We start from the raw sequence: 20216 nt of genomic DNA on the forward strand, positions 1-20216 counted from the left end.
ACAGGAAAGGCCAGACTCCTAGAAGCCTGACCTATAGAAAATTTGCCGATGGATTGCAAATGACAATGCTTTAATTTCATTTCAGCGGCATGTCCGCACGCCTTGGCATGGCCTGCACGCCATGCCCGCAAATGCACGCCATCACTGGCGCGCCTGGCCATCCTGGGGGCGCATCGACAGCGCCACACGCTCTGCGGTACCCAGCGGAATCTCGCCGACCACAGTGACCATGACCTTGCCTTTGGGCGTGTTCAGCCGACGCGAGACCGCCGAGGTCGGGCCAAGCTGGGTGCGCATGTCGGTCCCGCCCTCATCCTTTACCGGCTCGAGGAACACCGAGAAGCGCGCCAGGCCATCGTCATACATCAGGCTGCTGACCGTGCTGTCATTCTTGGGGTCGCGGCGTACCGAGCTGTTGACCAGCTCGAAGCCGGGCGGCAGCCAGTCCGAACGCCACCCGGCGACCTTGTCATTGGCGGCAGCAGCCACATGCTGCACCGGCTTGCATGCAGCACTGGCGCGCAGGTCATCATCGCTGGGTGCGCCAGTATCGAGACGGGTCATCTGGAAGCGCTCCAGCAACTGCCCCTTGTCGTTGATCATCAACGAGCGCAGCGGCAGGCCGGTAGTGCGGTCCAGGTGCAATTCGAAGGCATAGCGGTGCTGGTCGCGCGGGGTGAGCGTCACGATCACGGCATCGCGCCCGGCGACCCGCGACCTGCCCGCCACGCTCAAGTCATACCAGCCCATCAGTTTCAGCGGATCAAGTACACGCTGCGTAGTGTTCGGGGGCGTCGTCACTCCACTGACCAAGGCCCCGCTGACGCACTCCACCTTGCCATCCACGCGCACGATCTCCTGAGCGGCACCATCGAGCTGCAACAGCCGCTCGCTGACCTTGCCGTCGTCGACCCTGTGCCAGATCTCGTGGGAAGAGAAACTGCCGTTCCGTTCGTAGACAAAAGAGCCTTGGTAGCTCTGCTTTTGCTCGGCCTGTGCCAGCTTGCTCAGCCACTCGCTCGCCTCGGGCGAAGAATTGGCCGCCAATGCTGGCACCGTCACGCAGCTGCCAATCAGCAGCGACAGGAGAGGTAGCGCGCGCATGATCCTCCTTACTTAACGGTTTTCCAGGCTGGCGGCGCGGGCATACGGCAATGCGGTTTCAGTGCCCTTGAGCGCAGATTCCTGGGCATGCTGGCGCAGGTAGCCTGGCAGACGCTGATCCCAGCCGGCCTGGTTCTGCAGCACGCCGTTGGCCATCGGCCCGGTCGGTTGCTCACTGCTCTCACTATAGCCTGCCAAAACGGCAGGGCCTTGTGCTTGTGGCACACTCAGGCCTTGCTGGGCAGGTTGCTGGGCAGCAAGCTCGGCGCCAGTGATCTCGTCCTGGTTGTACATGCGCACACCGGCCAGCACCGCTACGGTGACCGAGGCAGCTACCGCCAGGCGGCCAATGCTGCGCCATGGCCCTTTCTTGACCTTGGCCGGCACGGCTTCGTCAGCCAGCGCTGCAGACACCGCCGAGGCGATATCCAGGTTAGGCAGCAGCAGCTCCTTGTGCATGGCTGCGCGGGCAACCTGGTAACGCGACCAGGTGGCACGGGTTTCAGCATCATCTACGGCGTTCAACACACGACGCAGTTCAAGCTCGTCCGCTTCGTTATCCATCACCGCGGACAGCGATTCCTGCAAAGCTTCACGACTCATGGCGGTTCCTCTCTTGGCTGTCGCCGCTGTCTCAGGTTTCCTGCAGCAAAGGTTGCAGGGCTTTGTCTATTGCCTCCCGAGCGCGGAAGATTCGAGAGCGCACGGTACCCACCGGACATTGCATGACACTGGCAATGTCTTCGTAACTCAGCCCGTCGAACTCGCGCAGGGTCAGCGCCGTGCGCAGGTCTTCAGGCAGTTGCTGGATGGTGCGATGGACAGTGCCTTCGATTTCATCCCGCAACAACGAGCGCTCTGGGGACTCGAGATCCTTGAGACCATGATCGCCGTCGTAAAACTCCGCATCCTCGGAGCTCACATCACTGTCTGGCGGCCGTCTTCCACGGGACACCAGGTAATTCTTCGCCGTGTTGATGGCGATGCGGTACAGCCACGTATAGAACGCACTGTCTCCGCGGAAGTTGCCAAGCGCACGGTAGGCCTTGATGAAGGCTTCCTGTGCTACATCCTGGGCCTCGTGGGTGTCGTGAACGAACCGCACGATCAACCCGAGAATCTTGTGCTGATACTTCAGCACCAACAGATCGAACGCTCGCCTGTCACCACGCTGAACGCGCTCGACAAGCTGCTGATCCTCTTCCTGGGTTAGCATGAACACTCCTCAGTGAACTCGAAGGAGCGTTGCATCAGCCATCGTTCAGGCTTGCAACCATAGACTCGGGCTTTGCGCAAAAGTTCTCCCCTCCAAGCAAGTTTCCTGCAGCCCTTGGTCGGCTTGCACGAAAGACGCGGCACGGTCACGGCCGGCTACGTCGATAATCAGGTTTCGAGTACGCAGGGACAGCCCGGACAGGCCTGCCGCCCTGCGTCGCCGCGGCAAGTTGTGGCGCGTGGGCAGCCTTCATAGGATTTCCGGCCATGTCGGAAAGTTCCCACAAAGGTTGTCGCGACCAGGCAAGTGGCATGGAAATTGGCCACCCGGGGCTGCTATAAAGGCAACCCGGCCAGCTTTTACGATAGTTTCACAATGCCATCGGCGCGTGACTATTGTGCCGCGCCCCTTCCAAAGAATACTAGTGTCCCGACATGAGCCAACAATTCCAACATGATGTCCTGGTGATCGGCAGCGGTGCCGCCGGTCTCAGCCTGGCACTGAACCTCCCCAGCCACCTTCGAGTCGCCGTACTCAGCAAGGGCGACCTGGCCAACGGCTCGACCTTCTGGGCCCAGGGCGGTGTCGCGGCGGTGCTGGACAATACCGATACCGTGCAGTCGCATGTCGAGGACACCCTCAATGCCGGCGGCGGCCTTTGCCATGAAGACGCCGTGCGCTTTACCGTCGAGCACAGCCGCGAGGCCATCGAGTGGCTGATCGAGCAAGGCGTGCCCTTTACCCGCGACGAGCACTACAGCGTCGACGACGGCGGCTTTGAGTTCCACCTGACCCGCGAAGGCGGCCATAGCCACCGGCGCATCATCCACGCCGCCGACGCCACCGGCGCAGCCATCTTCACCACGCTGCTGGAGCAGGCCCGCAAACGCCCGAATATCCAGTTGCTGGAGCAACGCGTGGCGGTCGACCTGATCACCGAACGCCGCCTCGGCCTGCCCGGCGAGCGCTGCCTGGGTGCCTACGTGCTCGACCGCAACACCGGCGAGGTGGACACCTTCGGTGCGCGCTTCACCGTGCTGGCCACTGGCGGTGCGGCCAAGGTGTACCTGTATACCAGCAATCCCGACGGTGCCTGCGGCGACGGCATCGCCATGGCTTGGCGGGCTGGCTGCCGGGTGGCGAACCTGGAGTTCAACCAGTTTCACCCGACTTGCCTGTACCACCCACAGGCCAAGAGCTTCCTGATCACCGAAGCCCTGCGTGGCGAAGGTGCCCTGCTGCGCCTGCCCAATGGCGAACGCTTCATGCCACGTTTCGACCCGCGCGAAGAACTGGCGCCGCGCGACATCGTGGCCCGCGCCATCGACCACGAGATGAAGCGCCTGGGCGTGGACTGCGTATACCTGGATATCACCCACAAGCCGGTCGACTTCATCAAGAGCCACTTTCCCACCGTGTACGAGCGCTGCCTGGCCTTCGGCATCGACATCACCCGTCAGCCGATCCCGGTGGTGCCAGCGGCGCACTACACCTGCGGAGGGGTGATGGTCGACGACCGCGGCCACACCGACGTGCCGGGCCTGTATGCCATTGGCGAAACCAGCTTCACCGGCCTGCACGGCGCCAACCGCATGGCCAGCAACTCGCTGCTGGAATGCTTCGTCTATGGCCGTGCCGCCGCCGCCGACATCCAGGCGCACCTGGATGAGGTGACCATGCCCAAGGCCTTGCCCGGCTGGGACGCCAGCCAGGTCACCGACTCGGACGAGGACGTGATCATTGCGCACAACTGGGACGAACTGCGGCGCTTCATGTGGGACTACGTCGGCATCGTGCGCACCAGCAAGCGCCTGCAGCGAGCGCAGCACCGCATTCGCCTGCTGCTGGACGAAATCGACGAGTTCTACAGCAACTACAAGGTCAGCCGCGACCTGATCGAATTGCGCAACCTGGCGCAGGTGGCCGAGTTGATGATCCTGTCGGCCATGCAGCGCAAGGAAAGCCGCGGACTGCATTACACCCTGGATTACCCGGGGATGCTGGACGAGGCCAAGGACACCATTCTCAGCCCGATCTAAGTCCGGCCCCTGGCGCGGCAATTTCAGCGCCTGCGAGATCGAGCGCCGCCCGCGCGGCGCTTCGCAGCACAAGGCTGCTCCTACATCTGTTTCGGGCCAGTAACGCCTGTGCCTGCGCACGCGACCGCCTTGTTTGCCCGACACGATATCGAGGCGTACGCCAGGGGCCGCGTGCCGCGCTCACAGGAATAACTGGCCCGAAACAAACGGTAGGAGCAGCCTTGTGCTGCGAAGCGCCGCGCGGGCGGCGCTCGATCTCGCAGGCGCTGAAGCTGCCACGACGAACACCTGTCAGCCCTGACTCGCCCCCACCCCTGCCCACCTGCGCCGGCTGAATTTCAACCGCACCCGCAAGCGCCTGTGCTCATCAGCCCCCAGCGCATCCCGTGGCACGCATTGGCTATCCCCCAACCAGCGCCCCGCCCGCACAAAGCGCAACACCACCAGCGCCGGCAACGCCACGCTGTCCCGGCACAAGCGCACCGGCTGCCAGCCACGGGCACGGCTGAACACCTGCCAGCCGCGCACATCACGGCGCAGGCCGACAACGGCATGCTCATGCGTCAGCAGAATACGTCGGGGAATGGCCCAGCCAGCGTGGGCAATACAGGCGGCGACAACTGCAAGGGCCGACCACCCGGGCAGCGGGCTCGCCCATACGGCGAACCACGCCAGTACCTGGCAACCCAGGTAGACCGCCAGCAGCAGGCGCGAGCCTTGCCAGCGGCACTCGAAGCACTCACTTGGGCTGGACACGGTCCAGGATGATGCGGACCATGCGCTGCAGCTCCGGATCCTCGGACTCGGTGCGCTCCATGAACCAGCCGAACATGTCCTGATCCTCGCAGCTCAACAGACGCACGTAGAGTTCGCGGTCGGTTTCGTTGAGCGTGGGGTAGACTTCCTGGGTGAAAGGCACCAGCAGTACGTCCAGTTCCAGCATGCCGCGGCGGCTGTGCCAGAAAAGCCGGTTGAGTTCAGTTTGTTCGACCATGGGGCCCTCCTCGAATGGCCCGCCAGTATACAGCCAGGCGAGCGAAGCGACACCGGGCGTTGGTCTAGTCAACTACCTATTTTGTTACCGGCGTTCTATGATGGCCGCCAGTCTTTAGCCACCGCGATGACCCATGGCCGATTCCGCTTTCTTCTGCCCCCTGTCCCACGAGGGCATCCTCGCCGTCCGCGGCTCCGATGCAGGCAAGTTCCTGCAAGGCCAGCTGACCTGCAACATCAACTACCTCAGCCCGGAACACGCCAGCCTCGGCGCCCGCTGCATGGTCAAGGGGCGCATGCAGTCGAGTTTCCGCATCCTGCCCGAAGGCAACGGCTACCTGCTGGCCATGGCCAGCGAGCTGCTCGACGCCCAGCTGGCCGACCTCAAGAAGTACGCCGTGTTCTCCAAGGCCACGCTGACCGATGAAAGCGCTGCCTGGGCACGCTTCGGCCTGCAAGGCGGCGATGCGGCGCTGCAGGCCCTGGGGCTCGATGTGCCTGCGGCAGCCGGTAGCACCGTGCGCCACGACGGGTTGATCGCCATCGCCGTGTCCGCCGACCGCGTGGAACTGTGGGTACCGGCAGACAACGCCGACCGCGTTCGCCAGGCGCTGGCCACCGCGCTGCCCGAAGGCAGCCTGGACGACTGGCTGCTGGGGCAGATTCGCGCCGGGATCGGCCAGGTAATGGGGCCGACCCGCGAGCTGTTCATCCCGCAGATGATCAACCTGCAGGCCGTCGACGGCGTCAGCTTCAAGAAGGGCTGCTACACCGGTCAGGAAATCGTTGCCCGCATGCAGTACCTGGGCAAGCTCAAGCGCCGCCAGTACCGCCTGGCACTGGACCAGCAGGCCACTCCGGTCCCGGGCGTCGAGATCTTCTCGCCCACCCATGGTTCGTCGGTCGGTGAAGTGGTCATTGCTGCCAGCAACGGCACAGGCTGCGAACTGCTCGCGGTGCTCAGCGCCGAAGCGGTGGAAGACGACAACCTGCACCTGGGCAGCCTCGAAGGCCCACGCCTGCAGGTGTTGACCCTGCCCTACGAACTGGACCGCGATCGGGAAATCCAGCGCTGACCAGCCTGCCCCGCCTACATGGCGGGGCCGCACCACCACTGCGGTAGACACGCCCATGAACAAGCTGGCCGAGATGGTTCAAGCACAGTTGCTCGATGCCATCGAAAAGGATGACCTGGTCCTGCCGACCCTGCCCGAGGTTGCCTTGAGCATCCGCGAGGCGGCGGAAGACAGCGAGATCAGCGTAGCGGCCCTGAGCAAGGTGATCGGTCGCGATGCGGCCCTTTCAGCGCGCCTGATCAAAGTCGTCAACAGCCCACTGCTGCGCGCGGCGGTCGAGGTCACCGACCTGCACACCGCCATCACGCGGCTGGGCATCAACTACAGCTGCAACCTGGCCATTGGCCTGGTGATCGAGCAGATTTTCCACGCCCGGGCGCCGGCAGTGGAACAGAAGTTACGTGATATCTGGGCCAACAGCCTGGATGTGGCGGGCATCAGCTACGAAATCTGCCGCCGCTTTACACAGCTCAAGCCCGACCAGGCCACCCTCGGCGGGCTGGTCAACCAGATTGGCGCACTGCCGGTGCTGATCTATGCCGAAGAGCACAACGAACTGCTGTCCGACCCGGTGTGCCTGCATTATGTGATCGAGCAGATACAGCCCGTGCTGGGCGACAAGATCCTCAAGGCCTGGGAGTTTCCGGAGCAACTGGTCAACCTGCCGAGCCAGGTGCAGGACCTGGACCGGCAGACTGACAAGATCGACTACATCGACATCGTGCAGATCGCCCGCTGCATCAGCCAGCGCGGGCGCCACCGGCCGCTGGCGGCACTGCCGGCATACCGCCATCTGGGCCTGCCGTACGGCACCGAGCTGGAAGTGGGTGAACTGATCGAGGCGCGGAGCATGTTGCGCTGACCGGTGTCAGCCTGTTCGGCCCTCTTCGCGGGTAAACCCGCTCCTACAGGGACCGCGCCGCTGCTGAAGGCTGCGCTGTACCTGTGGGAGCGGGTTCACCCGCGAAAGGGCCGGTACAGGCAATACATCAATCCGCGATAAAACTCACCCGCACCCGCAACCCGCCCTTCGCTCCGTCATGCAGGCTCACCTGTGCCAGGTGCGCCCGGCAGATCTCGCCGACAATCGCCAAGCCAAGCCCACTGCCCTGCGCACTGCGCCGGTAGAAGCGCTCGAACACCCGCTCACGCTCGGCCTCGGGTATCCCCGGCCCGTCGTCTTCCACCTCAAGCACCGCCGGCGCCAGCACCCGCAAGATCACGTTGCCGCCAGCCGGCGTATGCGCCAAGGCATTGTCCACGAGGTTGCTCAACAGCTCGTTGAGCAGCGTCGGCTCCCCCTTCAGCCACACCGGCGCCTCGGCCTCCAGGGCCAGCGCCACCCCACGCTTGTGCGCCAGCGGTGCCATGGCCATGCCCAGCTCACGAGCCAACTGGCTCAGGTCCAGGCGCTGCGCGCCGCCTTCTGCAATCGCCCGCGCACCGTTCTCGACCCGCGCCAGCGACAGCAGCTGGTTGGCCAGATGGGTCAGCCGGTCGGTGCCCTGGGCCGCGGACTCCAGTGTCTGCCGCCACTCCTGCGGCTCGGCCGAACGCAGGCCCAGTTCGACACGTGCCTTCAGCGCTGCCAGTGGCGTGCGCAACTCGTGGGCAGCGTCGGCGATGAACTGCGCCTGGCGCTCGAACTGGCCGCGCAAACGCTCGGTAAAATGGTTCAAAGCCCGCACCAGCGGGCCCAGCTCACGCTGTACCTGCACCACCGGCAAGGCCCGCAGGTCGTCCGGCTGACGCTCTTCCACCGCCGTGCGCAGGCGCTCCAGCGGCCGCAACGCGGCACTCACGGCAAACCACACCATCACCAGCGCGCCCAGCGCCAGCATCCCCAGGCGCAGCAGGGTATCGGCCATCAGGCCACGGGCCATGCGCACCCGCGCTTCCTCGGTCTCGGCCACACGGATTTCCGCCATGCCGTTCATGTTCGGCTCGCTCACCGGCTTCAGCAGGCTGACCACGCGCACGTCCTGGCCCAGGTAGGTGGCGTTGTAGAACCGCGCCAGCGCCGGGTAGTCGTCGGTACGCGGCGTGCCCGGCGGCGGCGCTGGCAGGTTCTCGTAGCCGGAAATCAGCCGCTGCTGGATGTCCAGCACCTGGTAGTAGATGCGCCCGGCACTGTCGTAGGCGAAGGTGTCCAGGGCCACGTAGGGCACATCCGCGCTCAGCGAACCGTCACGCTGGGACAGGCCTGCGGCAATGGTCCTTGCCGAGGCCAGCAGGGTCCGGTCGTAGGCGGTGTCGGCGGCCTCGCGGCCGTTCCAGTAGGCGCTCAGGCCGCTGGCCAGCATCAGCACCACCAGCAGCAAGGCCAGGTTGCCGAGCAAGCGCCCACGCAGGCTGCCGTTGTCACGCATCGCGGTGCTCGAGCAGGTAGCCCAGGCCACGGAAGGTGACAATCGCCACCGGGTGGCCGTCGAGCTTCTTGCGCAGGCGGTGGATGTAGATTTCGATGGCATCAGGGCTGGCTTCTTCGTCCAGGCCGAACACCTGGGCGGCCAGTTGCTCCTTGCTCATCACCCGGCCCGGGCGGGCGATCAGCGCTTCCAGTACGCTTTGTTCGCGAGAAGTCAGTGTCAGGTTGTCGCCACCCAAGGTGAAGCGCCGGGTATCCAGATCGTATACCAACGGCCCGCAGCGTTGCTGGCGCTCGCCACCGAGCACGCTGCGCCGCAACAGGGCCTTGACCCGTGCTTCCAGCTCGGTCAGCTCGAACGGCTTGGCCAGGTAGTCGTCGGCGCCCAGGTTCAGCCCATGAACCCGGTCCTTGACGTCGCTGCGCGCGGTCAGCATCAGCACCGGCAGGGTCTTGCCACGGCCGCGCAGACGCGCCAGCACCTCGAAGCCGTCCATGCGCGGCAAGCCGACATCCAGCACGGCCACGGCGTACTCCTCGCTGGCCAGGGCCAGGTCGGCGGCCACGCCGTCATGCAGCACATCCACGGTCAGGCCATGGCTTTTCAAGGCCTGGGCCACGCTTTCAGCCAGTTGCAGGTGGTCTTCGACCAGCAGCACACGCATCGGATTCTCCCTGCTCGGGTGGGACGGTGGCGCGGAGTGTACCGCTGTCGGCAGGCCTGTGAAGCCCTGTCGACAAACCTTTCACGCTGAAAGGTTAGCGAAAGGTTGGTTACCTAGCATCGCACCACGGTCGCCCTACGCGCCGAAAAAAAGCACCAGCAAGGTGCAACGAATAAGAACAATAAACGGAGCCATCAGTGATGCTGTCATCGCAGCCGCAGGCGTTCGCGCCTACCCGTTCCTTTGCCGCACGCCCCTCCGCCATCGTCAGCGCCCTTGCGCTTGCCGGTGTCGCGCCGATGAGCCAGGCCGCCTTCTTCGAAGACAGCACGGCCACCTTCGAAACCCGCAACATGTACTTCAACCGCGATTTCCGCGACGGCACCAGTGCGCAGCAATCCAAGCGCGACGAGTGGGCCCAGGGCTTCATGCTCAACTTCGAGTCTGGCTACACCGATGGCACCGTGGGTTTCGGCCTGGATGCGCTGGGCATGCTCGGCATCAAGCTCGACTCCAGCCCCGACCGCACCGACACCGGCCTGCTGCCGACGCACGATGACGGCAAGGCCGCCGACGAGTACTCCAAGCTCGGCCTGACCGGCAAGGTGAAGGTGTCGCAGACCGAACTGAAGATCGGCACTCTGATCCCCGAACTGCCGACCCTGCAGCCCAACGATGGGCGCATCCTGCCGCAAACCTTCGAAGGCGGCCTGCTCACCTCGAAGGAGGTCAAGGGCCTGACCTTCACCGGAGGCCGACTGGACAAGGCCAAGGACCGCAACGACACCAACTGGGAAGACCTGGCCCTGAACAACAAGAACGGCCGCTTCGGTGGCTCGTTCAGCGCCGACAACCTGGACCTGGCCGGCCTCGACTACCAGTTCACCGATCGCATCACCGGCAGCTACCACTTTGCCCAGCTCGACGATATCTACCGCCAGCACTTCATCGGCATGGTCGCCACCCAGCCATGGGGCCCCGGCACCTTGGGCGCCGACCTGCGCCTGGCCGTGAGTGACGACGCCGGCGCCGCCAAGGCCGGCAACATCGACAACACCACCGTCAATGGCATGCTCAGCTACGCCCTGGGCGGGCACAAGGTCAGCGCCGCCTGGCAGCAGTTGTCAGGCGACAGCGCCTTCCCGTACGTCGATGGTGCCGACCCGTACCTGGTCAACTTCGTCCAGATCAACGACTTCGCAGGCGCCGACGAGCGCTCCTGGCAGGCGCGCTACGACTACAACTTCGCCGCGCTCGGCGTGCCCGGCCTGACCTTCATGACCCGCTACATCAGCGGCGACAACGTCAGCCGCGCCGCCGGTGGCGAGGGCAAGGAGTGGGAACGCGATACCGAGATGAAGTACGTGGTACAAAGCGGCCCGTTGAAGAACGTCGCCGTGCGCCTGCGCAACGCCACCTTCCGCTCCAACTTCGCCCGCGACGCGGACGAGGTGCGGCTGCTGGTGAGCTACAGCGTGGCGCTGTGGTAACCCCATAGCGATAACTTGATAACAACAACGCTCACGGAGAAAGACGATGACCTACTCACTGCGCCGCCTCGTCCTCGCTACCGGCTGCCTGCTGCTGGCCGGCAACGCCCTCGCGGCCGAACCGAAACGCCCCGAATGCATTGCCCCCGCCTCGCCCGGCGGCGGCTTCGACCTGACCTGCAAACTGGTGCAGAGCGCCCTGGTGCAGGAAAAAATCCTCACCAAGCCGATGCGCGTCACCTACATGCCCGGCGGTGTCGGTGCGGTGGCCTACAACGCCGTGGTCGCCCAGCGCCCGGCCGATGCCGGCACCCTGGTGGCCTGGTCCAGCGGTTCGCTGCTGAACCTGGCCCAGGGCAAGTTCGGCCGCTTCGACGAAAACGCGGTGAAATGGCTGGCCGCCGTCGGCACCAGCTACGGCGCCATCGCAGTGAAAAGCGACTCGCCCTACAAGACCCTCGACGACTTGGTCGCAGCGTTGAAGAAAGACCCGAGCAAGGTGGTGATCGGCTCCGGCGGTACCGTCGGTAGCCAGGACTGGATGCAGACCGCCCTGATTGCCAAGGCCGCCGGCATCAACCCGCGTGACCTGCGCTACGTCGCCCTGGAAGGTGGCGGCGAGATCGCCACGGCGTTGCTGGGCGGGCATATCCAGGTAGGCTCGACCGACATCTCCGACTCCATGCCGCACATTCAGAGCGGCAACATGCGCATCCTCGCGGTGTTCTCGGAAAAGCGCCTGGACGAGCCCGAGATGAAAGACATTCCCACCGCCAAGGAACAGGGTTACGACATCGTCTGGCCAGTGGTACGCGGCTTCTACCTGGGGCCAAAGGTGAGCGACGAGGAATACGCCTGGTGGAAGCAGTCATTCGACAAGATGCTGGCTTCGGAAGACTTCGCCAAGTTGCGTGACCAGCGCGAACTGTTCCCGTTCGCCATGACCGGTGCAGAGTTGGACGGCTATGTGAAGAAGCAAGTGGCTGACTACAAGACACTGGCCAGGGAGTTTGGCCTGATCCAGTAACACGCCAACGCCCTTTCACCGACCCTGTGGGAGCGGGCGCGCCCGCGAAGAAGACACCGCGGTGCCTGGCACCGGCGTTGCCGGTGTTCGCGGGCATGCCCGCTCCCACAGGGTCCGTGCTCAATGAGGACTCTCTGATGATCCTGCAACGCATCTTCGCCCTGGCCCTGCTGGCGGTGTGCGCCGCCCTGGCCGTGATGGCCTGGCCTTACCAGGCGGCGTTTTCCTATGAACCGGTGGGCCCGCGCGCCTACCCGCTGTTGACGCTCGGCCTGCTCGGCCTGGGCCTGCTGTACCTGGTGTTCCGCCCCACCCCCATCGTGCGCAAGGACGACGAACCGGAACTGGACCGCGAGACCCTGATCAAGATCGCCGCCTGCGTCGGCCTGCTGATCGTGTTCGCCAGCACCTTCGAAGCCCTGGGCTTCATCCTCAGCGCCATCCTGGTCGGCGTGCCCATGGCCCGCCTGTACGGCGGCCGCTGGCTGCACAGCGCCATCGTGGTGGCGGGCATGAGCCTGTTTCTCTACTGGCTGTTCGACCGCGTGATGGACGTGCCCCTGCCCCTTGGCCTGCTGAGCGTACTGGAGAACTGACACATGGATACCTTGAGCTACCTGGGCCAGGGCTTCGGCGTCGCCCTGTCCCCCTACAACCTGGTCACCGCCCTCACCGGCACGCTGATCGGTACCGTGGTCGGCCTGTTGCCGGGCCTGGGCCCGATCAACGGCGTGGCCTTGCTGATCCCCATCGCCTTCGCCCTCGGCCTGCCGCCGGAATCGGCGCTGATCCTGCTGGCAGCGGTGTACCTGGGCTGCGAGTACGGCGGACGCATCAGTTCGATCCTGCTGAACATCCCCGGCGAAGCCTCGACCGTGATGACCACTCTCGATGGCTACCCGATGGCCCGCAATGGTCTGGCTGGCGTAGCGCTGTCGCTGTCGGCCTGGAGTTCGTTCATCGGTGCGCTGATCGCCACCTGCGGCATGGTGCTGTTCGCACCGCTGCTGGCGAAATGGGCAATCGCCTTCGGCCCGGCGGAGTACTTCGTGCTGATGGTGTTCGCCATCGTCGCCCTCGGTGGCATGGCCGGCGACAAGCCGCTGAAAACCTTCATTGCCGCATTGATCGGCCTGTTCCTGTCGGCAGTCGGCATCGATGCCAACAGTGGCGTGTACCGCTTCACCGGCGACAGCGTGCACCTGGCCGACGGCATCCAGTTCGTGGTACTGGTGCTGGGCCTGTTCTCCATCAGCGAAATCCTCCTGCTGCTGGAAAAGACCCACCATGGCCACCAGGCAGTCAAAGCCACCGGCCGCATGCTGTTCAACTTCAAGGAAGCGGCCTCGGTGTTCGTGGTCAACATCCGCTGCGGCCTGCTTGGCTTCATCATGGGTGTGCTGCCTGGTGCCGGTGCAACACTGGCGAGCGCCGTGGCCTACATGACCGAAAAACGCCTGGCGGGCGACAAGGGCAAGTTCGGCAAGGGCGACGCCCGCGGCCTGGCCGCACCGGAAACCGCCATCGGCGCCTCCTGCTGTGGCGCCCTGGTACCGATGCTGACCCTGGGCGTACCCGGCTCGGGCACCACCGCGGTGATGATCGGCGCGCTGACCTTGTACAACATCACCCCAGGCCCGCTGTTGTTCGAACAGCAGCCAGACATCGTCTGGGGCCTGATCGCCTCGCTGTTCATCGCCAACATCATGCTGGTGATCCTCAACATCCCGATGATCCGCATCTTCACCCGCATCCTCGCCGTGCCAAACTGGGCGCTGGTACCGGTGATCGCCATCATCACCGCGATCGGCGTTTACGCCGTGCATGCCACTACCTTCGACCTGTTCCTGATGGTCGGTATCGGCATCATGGGCTATATCCTGCGCAAGCTGGACTTCCCGCTGTCGCCGATCCTGCTCGGTTTCATCCTCGGTGGGTTGATGGAGCAGAACCTGCGCCGGGCGCTGTCGATCTCCAACGGCGAACTGGGCATCCTCTGGTCGAGCCCGATCAGCATGTCGGTATGGGTACTGACCATTTGCATGCTGACCCTGCCGCTGCTGCGCATCTGGCGCAAACGCAGCCTGCAGCGCCGGGCGATGGCCGATGCCTGATCGCTCGTTGCCGTTGTTTGTCGCGACCGGGCTGGTCGGCCTTGCTGGCGGTTTTGCCGCCAGCAAGGTCGGCTGGCCTTTGCCGTGGATGGTCGGCTCGTTGCTGGCGATCATCCTGGTGCGCTGCCTGACACCCTGGCAGCTGCCGGAAATCCCCAATGGCCGCAAATGCGGGCAATGCATCATCGGTATCGGCATTGGCCTGCACTTCACCCCGGCGGTGATCGAGCAGGTGGCCAGCCATTTCGCACTGATCTTCTTCGGCGCGCTGTTCACCACCTTGTCCAGCGTGATCAGCGTATGGCTGCTGCGGCGCACCGGTGAAGACCGTGCCACGGCGTTCTTCGCCAGCATGCCGGGCGGTTCGGGGGAGATGGTCAACCTTGGCGCCCGCAATGGCGCAGTGCTCAGCCAGGTGGCGGCGGCGCAAAGCCTGCGCGTACTGGCGGTGGTACTGTGCGTGCCGGCGCTGTTCAAGTTCCTGCTGGGTGACGGGGTACCGCTGAATCACACCGGCAGTGTGAGCTGGGGCTGGCTAGCGCTGATTGCACCGCTGGGCGTTGCCGTCGCCCTGCTGTGGCAGCGCCTGCGCCAGCCCAACCCGTGGTTGTTCGGGCCATTGTTGGTCGCAGCCACCGTGAGCCTGGCCGGCGACCTGCAGATAACCCTGCCCAATGGCGCCAGCCAGATCGGCCAGTGGTTGATCGGCAGCGGCCTGGCCTGCCACTTCAACCGCGCGTTCTTCCGCCGCGCACCGTCGTTCCTGGGCCGCACCCTGGTGGCCACGGCGTTGTGCATGGCGATTGCCGGCAGTGCCGCATGGGTGCTGAGCATGATGACCGCGCTGGATCTGCGTTCGCTGACATTGGGGATGATGCCGGGCGGAATTGCCGAGATGAGCCTGACGGCGGAGACCCTGCAGCTGTCGGTGCCGCTGGTGACGGCGCTGCAGGTGATGCGCTTGTTGTTTGTGCTGTTTCTGGCAGAGCCGTTGTTCCGGGTGTGGAACGCCAACCCGGAATAATCGCGTCGCCTGCTTCGCGGGCTTGCCCGCTCCCACAGGTACTGCATCGCCCTCAAGGCAGGCGCTATCCCTGTGGGAGCGGGCAAGCCCGCGAAGCAAGCGACGCGTTCTTTCAGGTGATCACAGCGGTGGCAATGCCCAGTTGATCGGCGCCAGCCCGCGCTGCTCGAGGAAACTGTTGGCCCGGCTGAAATGCCCGCACCCCAGGAATCCACGGTAAGCCGACAACGGTGATGGATGCACCGATTTCAGCACCAGGTGCTTGGTCCCGTCGATCAGCTTCTGCTTGCTTTGCGCATGCGAGCCCCACAGCAGGAACACCACGTTCGGGCACTGCTCGCTAACCACCTGGATGATCCGGTCGGTAAAGAACTCCCAGCCCTTCTTGGCATGCGACGCGGCATTGGCACGCTCCACGGTCATGGTCGTGTTGAGCAAAAGCACGCCCTGCTCGGCCCAGCTCTGCAGGTAGCCATGACTGGCAATCGGGATGTTCAGGTCGCGCTGCAGCTCCTTGTAGATGTTGACCAGCGAAGGTGGCGTGGCCACGCCCGGTTGCACCGAGAAGCACAGGCCATGCGCCTGACCCGGCCCGTGGTAAGGGTCCTGGCCAAGGATGACCACCTTCACCTGCTCCAGCGGCGTCGAGTTGAGCGCGTTGAAGATCAATGGCCCTGGCGGGTAGATCTCTTTGCCGGCGGCGTACTCGCTGCGCAGGAACTCGCGCAACTGATGCATGTAGGGCTGGTCGAATTCCGCGCGCAAGGCGGCCTTCCAGCTGGGTTCGAGTTTGATGCGATCGTCGTCAGTCATGGGGCCTTCCATAAACAATGGCGCGACACTAGGTAAGCCCTTCCCGCTTGTCAAACGATCCGACCGACGACCGGCATGTTCGGCCAGGCAAGCCATACTTGGGCGATGACTTGCGCGAGGTAGTCCATGGCCATTCATTGCGAGGTACTCACCGGCGCCGATGGCGCCCGCATCGGCATCGCCACCCTGGATGCGCCCAAGGCGCTCAATGCGCTGAGCCTGCCGATGATCGAGGTATTGGGCGAACAGTTGCACGCCTGGGCTCGCGACCCGGGAATCGTCTGCGTGCTGCTGCGCGGCAACGGTGCCAAGGCCTTCTGTGCCGGCGGTGATGTGCGTGCGCTGGTACAAGCCTGCCGCGACCACCCTGGTAGCGTGCCCCCGCTGGCCGCCACCTTCTTCGCCGCCGAATACCGCCTGGACTTTGCCCTGCACACCTATCCCAAGCCGTTGCTGTGCTGGGGGCACGGGCATGTGCTGGGTGGTGGCATGGGCCTGCTGCAGGGCGCCAATGTGCGTATTGTCACCCCCAGCAGTCGGCTGGCCATGCCGGAAATCAGCATCGGCCTGTACCCGGACGTGGGCGCCAGCTGGTTCCTTGCCCGCCTGCCGGGCAAGCTGGGGTTGTTCCTCGGCCTGACAGGCGCGCCAATCAATGCCCACGACGCCCTGGACCTGGGCCTGGCCGACCGCTTTCTGGGTGAGCACCAGCAAGAGGCGCTGATCGAGGAACTGCTGCAATTGAACTGGCAGGAACAGACCGCCCTGCAACTGAACAGCCTGCTCAAGGCCGAACAGCATCGCGCCTGCGCCGAGTTGCCCCAGGCCCAGTGGCTGCCGCGGCGACAGGTAATCGATCAGTTGCTCGACGTGGCCGACGCAGCAGCCGCCTGGCGTGCGCTGGAGGGGCTCAAGCACCACGACGACCCGCTGCTGGCAGATGCCGGCCAACGGTTGCATGAAGGTTGCCCGCTGACCGCCCACCTGGTGTGGGAACAAATTCGCCGAGCACGCCACCTGTCGTTGGCGCAGGTATTCCAGATGGAATACAGCATGAGCCTGAACTGCTGCCGCCACCCGGAATTCAGCGAAGGCGTGCGTGCGCGCTTGCTGGACAAGGACAACCAGCCGCACTGGCACTGGCCCGATGTGGCGCAAGTGCCGGCGGCGGTGGTGGAGGCGCATTTTGCCAAGGTGTGGGAGGGGCGGCATCCGCTGGCGGATCTCGGGTAGCTTCGAGAAGTTGGGGCTGCATTGCAGCCCATCGCGACACAAGGCCGCTCCCACAGGTACAGCGATGGTTTCCAATGCTGCGCCGTACCTGTGGGAGCGGCCTTGCGTCGCGAAAGGGGCGCAACGCGCCCCCGGTTTTCAATTCACCTACCGCTGCCAGTTCCCCCCTTGCCCGTGCCCACGCCGCCCATCCCCGCGTCGGTCACCATCCCCCCGCCCGCTAGAGTGCCAACGGTCATTCTGCTGGTAGCGCTGGCTGCCACCGCGATAATCATGACGGTCCCGGTCGCGCCCATAGTCATACCGCTGGCGGTTGCCATAGTCGTTTCGTGGGTTGCCATACCATTGCTTCATCCCCGGCTGTGGATGGGACCGGTAGTGAGGCGCGGGCGCCGAGCGGTAGTAGTAGCGCGGCGCAGGCTGGTAGTAATAACGGGGCTGCGGCGCTACGTAATAGCGGTCATAGCGGTAATAATCCGGTGACACATAACGGTCGGAGTAGTAGTGGTCCGATCGGTAATAGCCCCCGCTCTCGTAGTACGGAACGCAGGCGGAAGTCATCAGCCCCAGCAGGGCGATCAACAGGATTCGATAGGACATGGCGGCCTCCTGGACCGCTGGAGTGCCCGAACAGCGGCGCTGGCGAGCGTCGATGCGAAATGCGATCATCGACACTGATTAAGACAGTGCCGCCAAGGTGCAGTGCCATTTCTGCAACAATTTGATACAGGTGAATGGCAGCCATGCCCGACAACCAGCACTGCCCCGCTTGTGGCGCCCTCAACCAGTGCAGCTTGGCCGATCCGCGCCGAGCCACCCAGGCCTGCTGGTGTTACAGCGTGACCATCGACCCTGCCGTGCTCGAAGCCCTTCCCGCCGAGCTGCGCGACAAAGCCTGCCTGTGCCCGCGCTGCGCCGCCGTCGAAGAACAACTTCGCTCCCCCGCTTCCGACTGACCGTTTGCCATGCGCCTCGACCGTTTCCTCGCCAACCTGCCCAGCCACAACCGCCAGCAAGTCCGTCTGATGCTGGCGCAACGCCGTGTGCGGGTGGATGGCCAAGTGGTCAGCGACCCACTGGCCGAAGTGCGCGAATTCAGCCGCGTGGAGCTGGACGACCAGCTGCTGCAGGCTGGCCGCCCGGCACGCTACCTGATGTTGCACAAGCCCGCAGGCTGCGTCAGCGCCACCCAGGACCCGCAACACCGCACCGTGCTCGACCTGCTGCCAGCCGGTTTGCGTGAGGACCTGCACATTGCCGGGCGGCTGGACTTCAACACCACGGGCTTGATGATCCTGACCAACGATGGCCAATGGTCACGCCGGCTTACCCAGCCCGCGACCAAGCTGCCCAAGCACTACCTGGTGCAAACCGAGGACGAGATTGGCGAGCACTATGTGGCCAAGTTCCTCGAGGGCTTCTACTTCGCTTTCGAAGACCTCACCACCCTGCCCGCCCAGCTGGACATCCTCGGGCCGCGCCAGGCACGGCTGTCGATCATCGAAGGGCGCTATCACCAGGTGAAGCGCATGTTCGGCCATTTCGACAACAAGGTGGTGGGGTTGCATCGGGAGAGCATGGGGGCGATCCGGCTGGACCCGGGGTTGGCGCCAGGGGCGTTTCGTGAGCTGACGGCGGATGAAATAGCGACGGTCTAATCAGCCTGTACCGGCCTCTTCGCGGGCACGCCCGCTCCCACAGGTACACCACAGGCCTCCGGGCTGGTGTGATCCCTGTGGTAGCGGGCGAGCCCGCGAAGAGGCCGGACCAGACAGATCAGGGTCGTCATACGACCGCTCAGCGACAAAAGTCACATTTTCCCCCGAACGGCACTTGCGGGATTCCCGACCCACTGCTTGAATCCAAATCGTCAGTCTGCATGTGACTACCAAGTCACGACCGCAGTCGAAGACACTTTTTGCCGGCCACCCAAGGCCTCGATGCCTTGGGGCACGGCGAATTGCCCGCCTAAAACAATACCGTCGACGCACGTGCCAAGGATCGACACAGGGCCCCCCGGTTTCTCTTCAGGCAAATGCCTACCTGTCATAAAGAACGTGCACCCTAGGTGACGCGAATACCCTTTTTGCGCCAGGAGTCGATGACATGAGGCCAGAAATCGCTGTACTTGATATCCAAGGTCAGTATCGGGTTTACACGGAGTTCTATCGCGCGGATGCGGCCGAGAATACGATCATCCTGATCAATGGCTCGCTTGCCACCACGGCCTCGTTCGCCCAGACGGTACGTAACCTGCACCCGCAGTTCAACGTTGTACTGTTCGACCAGCCATACGCTGGCAAATCCAAGCCGCACAATCGCCAGGAACGCTTTATCAGCAAGGAGACCGAAGCGCATATTCTCCTCGAGCTGATCGAGCACTTCCAGGCAGACCACGTGATGTCGTTCTCGTGGGGTGGCGCAAGTACGCTGCTGGCGCTGGCGCACCAGCCGCGGGGCGTGAAGAAGGCAGTGGTGAGTTCGTTCTCACCGGTGATCAACGAACCGATGCGCGACTACCTGGACCGTGGTTGCCAGTACCTGGCCGCCTGCGACCGTTATCAGGTCGGCAACCTGATCAACGACACCATCGGCAAGCACCTGCCGTCACTGTTCAAGCGCTTCAACTACCGCCATGTCAGCAGCCTGGACAGCCACGAGTATGCGCAGATGCACTTCCACATCAATGAGGTGCTGCAACATGACCTGGGGCGGGCGCTGGATGGTGCACGCAATATCGACATCCCGGTACTTTTCATCAATGGTGACCGCGACGAGTACACCACGGTCGAAGATGCGCGGCAGTTCAGCAAGCACGTGGGCCGAAGCCACTTCAGCGTGATCCGCGATGCAGGCCACTTCCTGGATATGGAACACAAGGCCGCTTGCGAGGACACTCGCAGTGTCATGCTGGGGTTCCTGAAGCCAACCGTGCGTGAACCTCGTCAACGTTACCAGCCTGTAAAACAGGAGCAGCATGCATTGGCCATCTGAGCAACTCGGCGTCCTGTGGCTCAAACCCGCAAACCATGGGGCGCCGACAAGCTTTTTAAT

Annotated in this window: 21 protein-coding genes; 12 read left to right on the top strand and 9 right to left on the bottom strand. The window is 64.1% G+C overall.

The features are described from left to right. Positions 1 to 141: 141 nt before the first annotated feature. From AC2T3R_RS20860 to rpoE, 3 genes are read right to left on the bottom strand one after another with little or no spacing between them, the layout of a single operon-like run. Positions 142 to 1104, bottom strand: coding sequence for a MucB/RseB C-terminal domain-containing protein (locus AC2T3R_RS20860; RefSeq protein ID WP_410951781.1), 963 nt, complete (start codon positions 1102 to 1104; stop codon positions 142 to 144). A gap of 12 nt (positions 1105 to 1116) precedes the next feature. Then, entirely contained in the window at positions 1117 to 1707 is a 591-nt protein-coding gene (locus tag AC2T3R_RS20865) for a sigma-E factor negative regulatory protein (RefSeq protein ID WP_015271600.1), read from the bottom strand. Positions 1708 to 1738: 31 nt separating this feature from the next. Further along, positions 1739 to 2320 (bottom strand): RNA polymerase sigma factor RpoE/AlgU, encoded by a 582-nt coding sequence (gene rpoE, locus AC2T3R_RS20870; RefSeq protein ID WP_003252049.1) that lies wholly within the window; start codon positions 2318 to 2320, stop codon positions 1739 to 1741. A 434-nt stretch (positions 2321 to 2754) separates the two neighbouring features. Between rpoE and nadB the strand changes: the two genes are divergently transcribed. Then, a complete protein-coding gene (gene nadB, locus AC2T3R_RS20875) occupies positions 2755 to 4359 on the top strand; it encodes an L-aspartate oxidase (protein WP_013974000.1) in 1605 nt (534 codons plus the stop codon). Positions 4360 to 4650: 291 nt separating this feature from the next. Here the strand turns inward: nadB and AC2T3R_RS20880 are convergent, their stop codons facing one another. After that, a complete protein-coding gene (locus AC2T3R_RS20880; protein WP_410951782.1) occupies positions 4651 to 5115 on the bottom strand; it encodes a protein YgfX in 465 nt (154 codons plus the stop codon). Then, the gene (locus AC2T3R_RS20885) at positions 5099 to 5353 is read right to left on the bottom strand and encodes an FAD assembly factor SdhE (RefSeq protein ID WP_003252043.1); all 255 of its coding nucleotides are present in this window, start codon (positions 5351 to 5353) and stop codon (positions 5099 to 5101) included. The genes AC2T3R_RS20880 and AC2T3R_RS20885 overlap by 17 nt, the downstream gene beginning before the upstream one ends. Before the next feature lie 133 nt (positions 5354 to 5486). On the opposite strand from AC2T3R_RS20885, the gene ygfZ reads away from it, so the two are divergent. Together ygfZ and AC2T3R_RS20895 are read left to right on the top strand one after the other, a co-directional pair. Further along, the gene (gene ygfZ, locus AC2T3R_RS20890) at positions 5487 to 6428 is read left to right on the top strand and encodes a CAF17-like 4Fe-4S cluster assembly/insertion protein YgfZ (protein WP_410951783.1); all 942 of its coding nucleotides are present in this window, start codon (positions 5487 to 5489) and stop codon (positions 6426 to 6428) included. Between the two features lie 55 nt (positions 6429 to 6483). Next, a complete protein-coding gene (locus AC2T3R_RS20895; RefSeq protein ID WP_015271603.1) occupies positions 6484 to 7290 on the top strand; it encodes an HDOD domain-containing protein in 807 nt (268 codons plus the stop codon). A gap of 127 nt (positions 7291 to 7417) precedes the next feature. On the opposite strand, the gene AC2T3R_RS20900 is transcribed toward AC2T3R_RS20895, so the two are convergent. Next, positions 7418 to 8797: a sensor histidine kinase gene (locus tag AC2T3R_RS20900; RefSeq protein ID WP_025340432.1), complete on the bottom strand. Its 1380-nt coding sequence runs from the start codon at positions 8795 to 8797 to the stop codon at positions 7418 to 7420. Further along, a complete protein-coding gene (locus AC2T3R_RS20905; RefSeq protein ID WP_013974005.1) occupies positions 8790 to 9461 on the bottom strand; it encodes a response regulator in 672 nt (223 codons plus the stop codon). The genes AC2T3R_RS20900 and AC2T3R_RS20905 overlap by 8 nt, the downstream gene beginning before the upstream one ends. 200 nt (positions 9462 to 9661) lie before the next feature. Between AC2T3R_RS20905 and AC2T3R_RS20910 the strand changes: the two genes are divergently transcribed. The 5 genes from AC2T3R_RS20910 to AC2T3R_RS20930 all read left to right on the top strand — a co-directional run bounded on the left by AC2T3R_RS20910 (position 9662) and on the right by AC2T3R_RS20930 (position 15116). Next, positions 9662 to 10951, top strand: coding sequence for an OprD family porin (locus AC2T3R_RS20910; protein WP_023663468.1), 1290 nt, complete (start codon positions 9662 to 9664; stop codon positions 10949 to 10951). A 46-nt stretch (positions 10952 to 10997) separates the two neighbouring features. After that, the gene (locus tag AC2T3R_RS20915) at positions 10998 to 11978 is read left to right on the top strand and encodes a Bug family tripartite tricarboxylate transporter substrate binding protein (RefSeq protein WP_013974007.1); all 981 of its coding nucleotides are present in this window, start codon (positions 10998 to 11000) and stop codon (positions 11976 to 11978) included. 137 nt (positions 11979 to 12115) lie between these two features. Beyond that, the gene (locus tag AC2T3R_RS20920; protein ID WP_015271606.1) at positions 12116 to 12574 is read left to right on the top strand and encodes a tripartite tricarboxylate transporter TctB family protein; all 459 of its coding nucleotides are present in this window, start codon (positions 12116 to 12118) and stop codon (positions 12572 to 12574) included. A 3-nt stretch (positions 12575 to 12577) separates the two neighbouring features. Then, positions 12578 to 14092: a tripartite tricarboxylate transporter permease gene (locus AC2T3R_RS20925; protein ID WP_486744209.1), complete on the top strand. Its 1515-nt coding sequence runs from the start codon at positions 12578 to 12580 to the stop codon at positions 14090 to 14092. Next, positions 14085 to 15116, top strand: coding sequence for an AbrB family transcriptional regulator (locus tag AC2T3R_RS20930; protein ID WP_410951784.1), 1032 nt, complete (start codon positions 14085 to 14087; stop codon positions 15114 to 15116). The genes AC2T3R_RS20925 and AC2T3R_RS20930 overlap by 8 nt, the downstream gene beginning before the upstream one ends. A 120-nt stretch (positions 15117 to 15236) precedes the next feature. Here the strand turns inward: AC2T3R_RS20930 and ung are convergent, their stop codons facing one another. Further along, positions 15237 to 15929 (bottom strand): uracil-DNA glycosylase, encoded by a 693-nt coding sequence (ung, locus tag AC2T3R_RS20935; protein WP_486744210.1) that lies wholly within the window; start codon positions 15927 to 15929, stop codon positions 15237 to 15239. A 126-nt stretch (positions 15930 to 16055) separates the two neighbouring features. Between ung and AC2T3R_RS20940 the strand changes: the two genes are divergently transcribed. Continuing rightward, positions 16056 to 17162 (top strand): enoyl-CoA hydratase/isomerase family protein, encoded by a 1107-nt coding sequence (locus tag AC2T3R_RS20940; RefSeq protein ID WP_486744211.1) that lies wholly within the window; start codon positions 16056 to 16058, stop codon positions 17160 to 17162. A 147-nt stretch (positions 17163 to 17309) separates the two neighbouring features. Here the strand turns inward: AC2T3R_RS20940 and AC2T3R_RS20945 are convergent, their stop codons facing one another. Next, the gene (locus tag AC2T3R_RS20945; protein WP_085721051.1) at positions 17310 to 17762 is read right to left on the bottom strand and encodes a hypothetical protein; all 453 of its coding nucleotides are present in this window, start codon (positions 17760 to 17762) and stop codon (positions 17310 to 17312) included. A gap of 143 nt (positions 17763 to 17905) precedes the next feature. On the opposite strand from AC2T3R_RS20945, the gene AC2T3R_RS20950 reads away from it, so the two are divergent. From AC2T3R_RS20950 to AC2T3R_RS20960, 3 genes are all read left to right on the top strand, one after another. Next, positions 17906 to 18118, top strand: a complete 213-nt coding sequence (locus AC2T3R_RS20950) for a cysteine-rich CWC family protein (RefSeq protein ID WP_015271611.1) — start codon at positions 17906 to 17908, stop codon at positions 18116 to 18118. Between the two features lie 9 nt (positions 18119 to 18127). Further along, a complete protein-coding gene (locus tag AC2T3R_RS20955; protein ID WP_061550377.1) occupies positions 18128 to 18820 on the top strand; it encodes a pseudouridine synthase in 693 nt (230 codons plus the stop codon). A 448-nt stretch (positions 18821 to 19268) separates the two neighbouring features. Further along, entirely contained in the window at positions 19269 to 20156 is an 888-nt protein-coding gene (locus AC2T3R_RS20960) for an alpha/beta fold hydrolase (RefSeq protein ID WP_013974016.1), read from the top strand. Positions 20157 to 20216: the final 60 nt, after the last annotated feature.

The organism is Pseudomonas sp. PVC-5-1 (assembly GCF_057444345.1).

Excerpts from the sequence above, each read along its gene's own strand:
- AC2T3R_RS20860 (WP_410951781.1), bottom strand. The coding sequence starts at position 1,104 with ATGCGCGCGCTACCTCTCCTGTCGCTGCTGATTGGCAGCTGCGTGACG.
- AC2T3R_RS20865 (WP_015271600.1), bottom strand. The coding sequence starts at position 1,707 with ATGAGTCGTGAAGCTTTGCAGGAATCGCTGTCCGCGGTGATGGATAAC.
- rpoE (WP_003252049.1), bottom strand. The coding sequence starts at position 2,320 with ATGCTAACCCAGGAAGAGGATCAGCAGCTTGTCGAGCGCGTTCAGCGT.
- nadB (WP_013974000.1), top strand. The coding sequence starts at position 2,755 with ATGAGCCAACAATTCCAACATGATGTCCTGGTGATCGGCAGCGGTGCC.
- AC2T3R_RS20885 (WP_003252043.1), bottom strand. The coding sequence starts at position 5,353 with ATGGTCGAACAAACTGAACTCAACCGGCTTTTCTGGCACAGCCGCCGC.
- ygfZ (WP_410951783.1), top strand. The coding sequence starts at position 5,487 with ATGGCCGATTCCGCTTTCTTCTGCCCCCTGTCCCACGAGGGCATCCTC.
- AC2T3R_RS20895 (WP_015271603.1), top strand. The coding sequence starts at position 6,484 with ATGAACAAGCTGGCCGAGATGGTTCAAGCACAGTTGCTCGATGCCATC.
- AC2T3R_RS20900 (WP_025340432.1), bottom strand. The coding sequence starts at position 8,797 with ATGCGTGACAACGGCAGCCTGCGTGGGCGCTTGCTCGGCAACCTGGCC.
- AC2T3R_RS20905 (WP_013974005.1), bottom strand. The coding sequence starts at position 9,461 with ATGCGTGTGCTGCTGGTCGAAGACCACCTGCAACTGGCTGAAAGCGTG.
- AC2T3R_RS20910 (WP_023663468.1), top strand. The coding sequence starts at position 9,662 with ATGCTGTCATCGCAGCCGCAGGCGTTCGCGCCTACCCGTTCCTTTGCC.
- AC2T3R_RS20915 (WP_013974007.1), top strand. The coding sequence starts at position 10,998 with ATGACCTACTCACTGCGCCGCCTCGTCCTCGCTACCGGCTGCCTGCTG.
- AC2T3R_RS20920 (WP_015271606.1), top strand. The coding sequence starts at position 12,116 with ATGATCCTGCAACGCATCTTCGCCCTGGCCCTGCTGGCGGTGTGCGCC.
- AC2T3R_RS20925 (WP_486744209.1), top strand. The coding sequence starts at position 12,578 with ATGGATACCTTGAGCTACCTGGGCCAGGGCTTCGGCGTCGCCCTGTCC.
- AC2T3R_RS20930 (WP_410951784.1), top strand. The coding sequence starts at position 14,085 with ATGCCTGATCGCTCGTTGCCGTTGTTTGTCGCGACCGGGCTGGTCGGC.
- ung (WP_486744210.1), bottom strand. The coding sequence starts at position 15,929 with ATGACTGACGACGATCGCATCAAACTCGAACCCAGCTGGAAGGCCGCC.
- AC2T3R_RS20940 (WP_486744211.1), top strand. The coding sequence starts at position 16,056 with ATGGCCATTCATTGCGAGGTACTCACCGGCGCCGATGGCGCCCGCATC.
- AC2T3R_RS20945 (WP_085721051.1), bottom strand. The coding sequence starts at position 17,762 with ATGTCCTATCGAATCCTGTTGATCGCCCTGCTGGGGCTGATGACTTCC.
- AC2T3R_RS20950 (WP_015271611.1), top strand. The coding sequence starts at position 17,906 with ATGCCCGACAACCAGCACTGCCCCGCTTGTGGCGCCCTCAACCAGTGC.
- AC2T3R_RS20955 (WP_061550377.1), top strand. The coding sequence starts at position 18,128 with ATGCGCCTCGACCGTTTCCTCGCCAACCTGCCCAGCCACAACCGCCAG.
- AC2T3R_RS20960 (WP_013974016.1), top strand. The coding sequence starts at position 19,269 with ATGAGGCCAGAAATCGCTGTACTTGATATCCAAGGTCAGTATCGGGTT.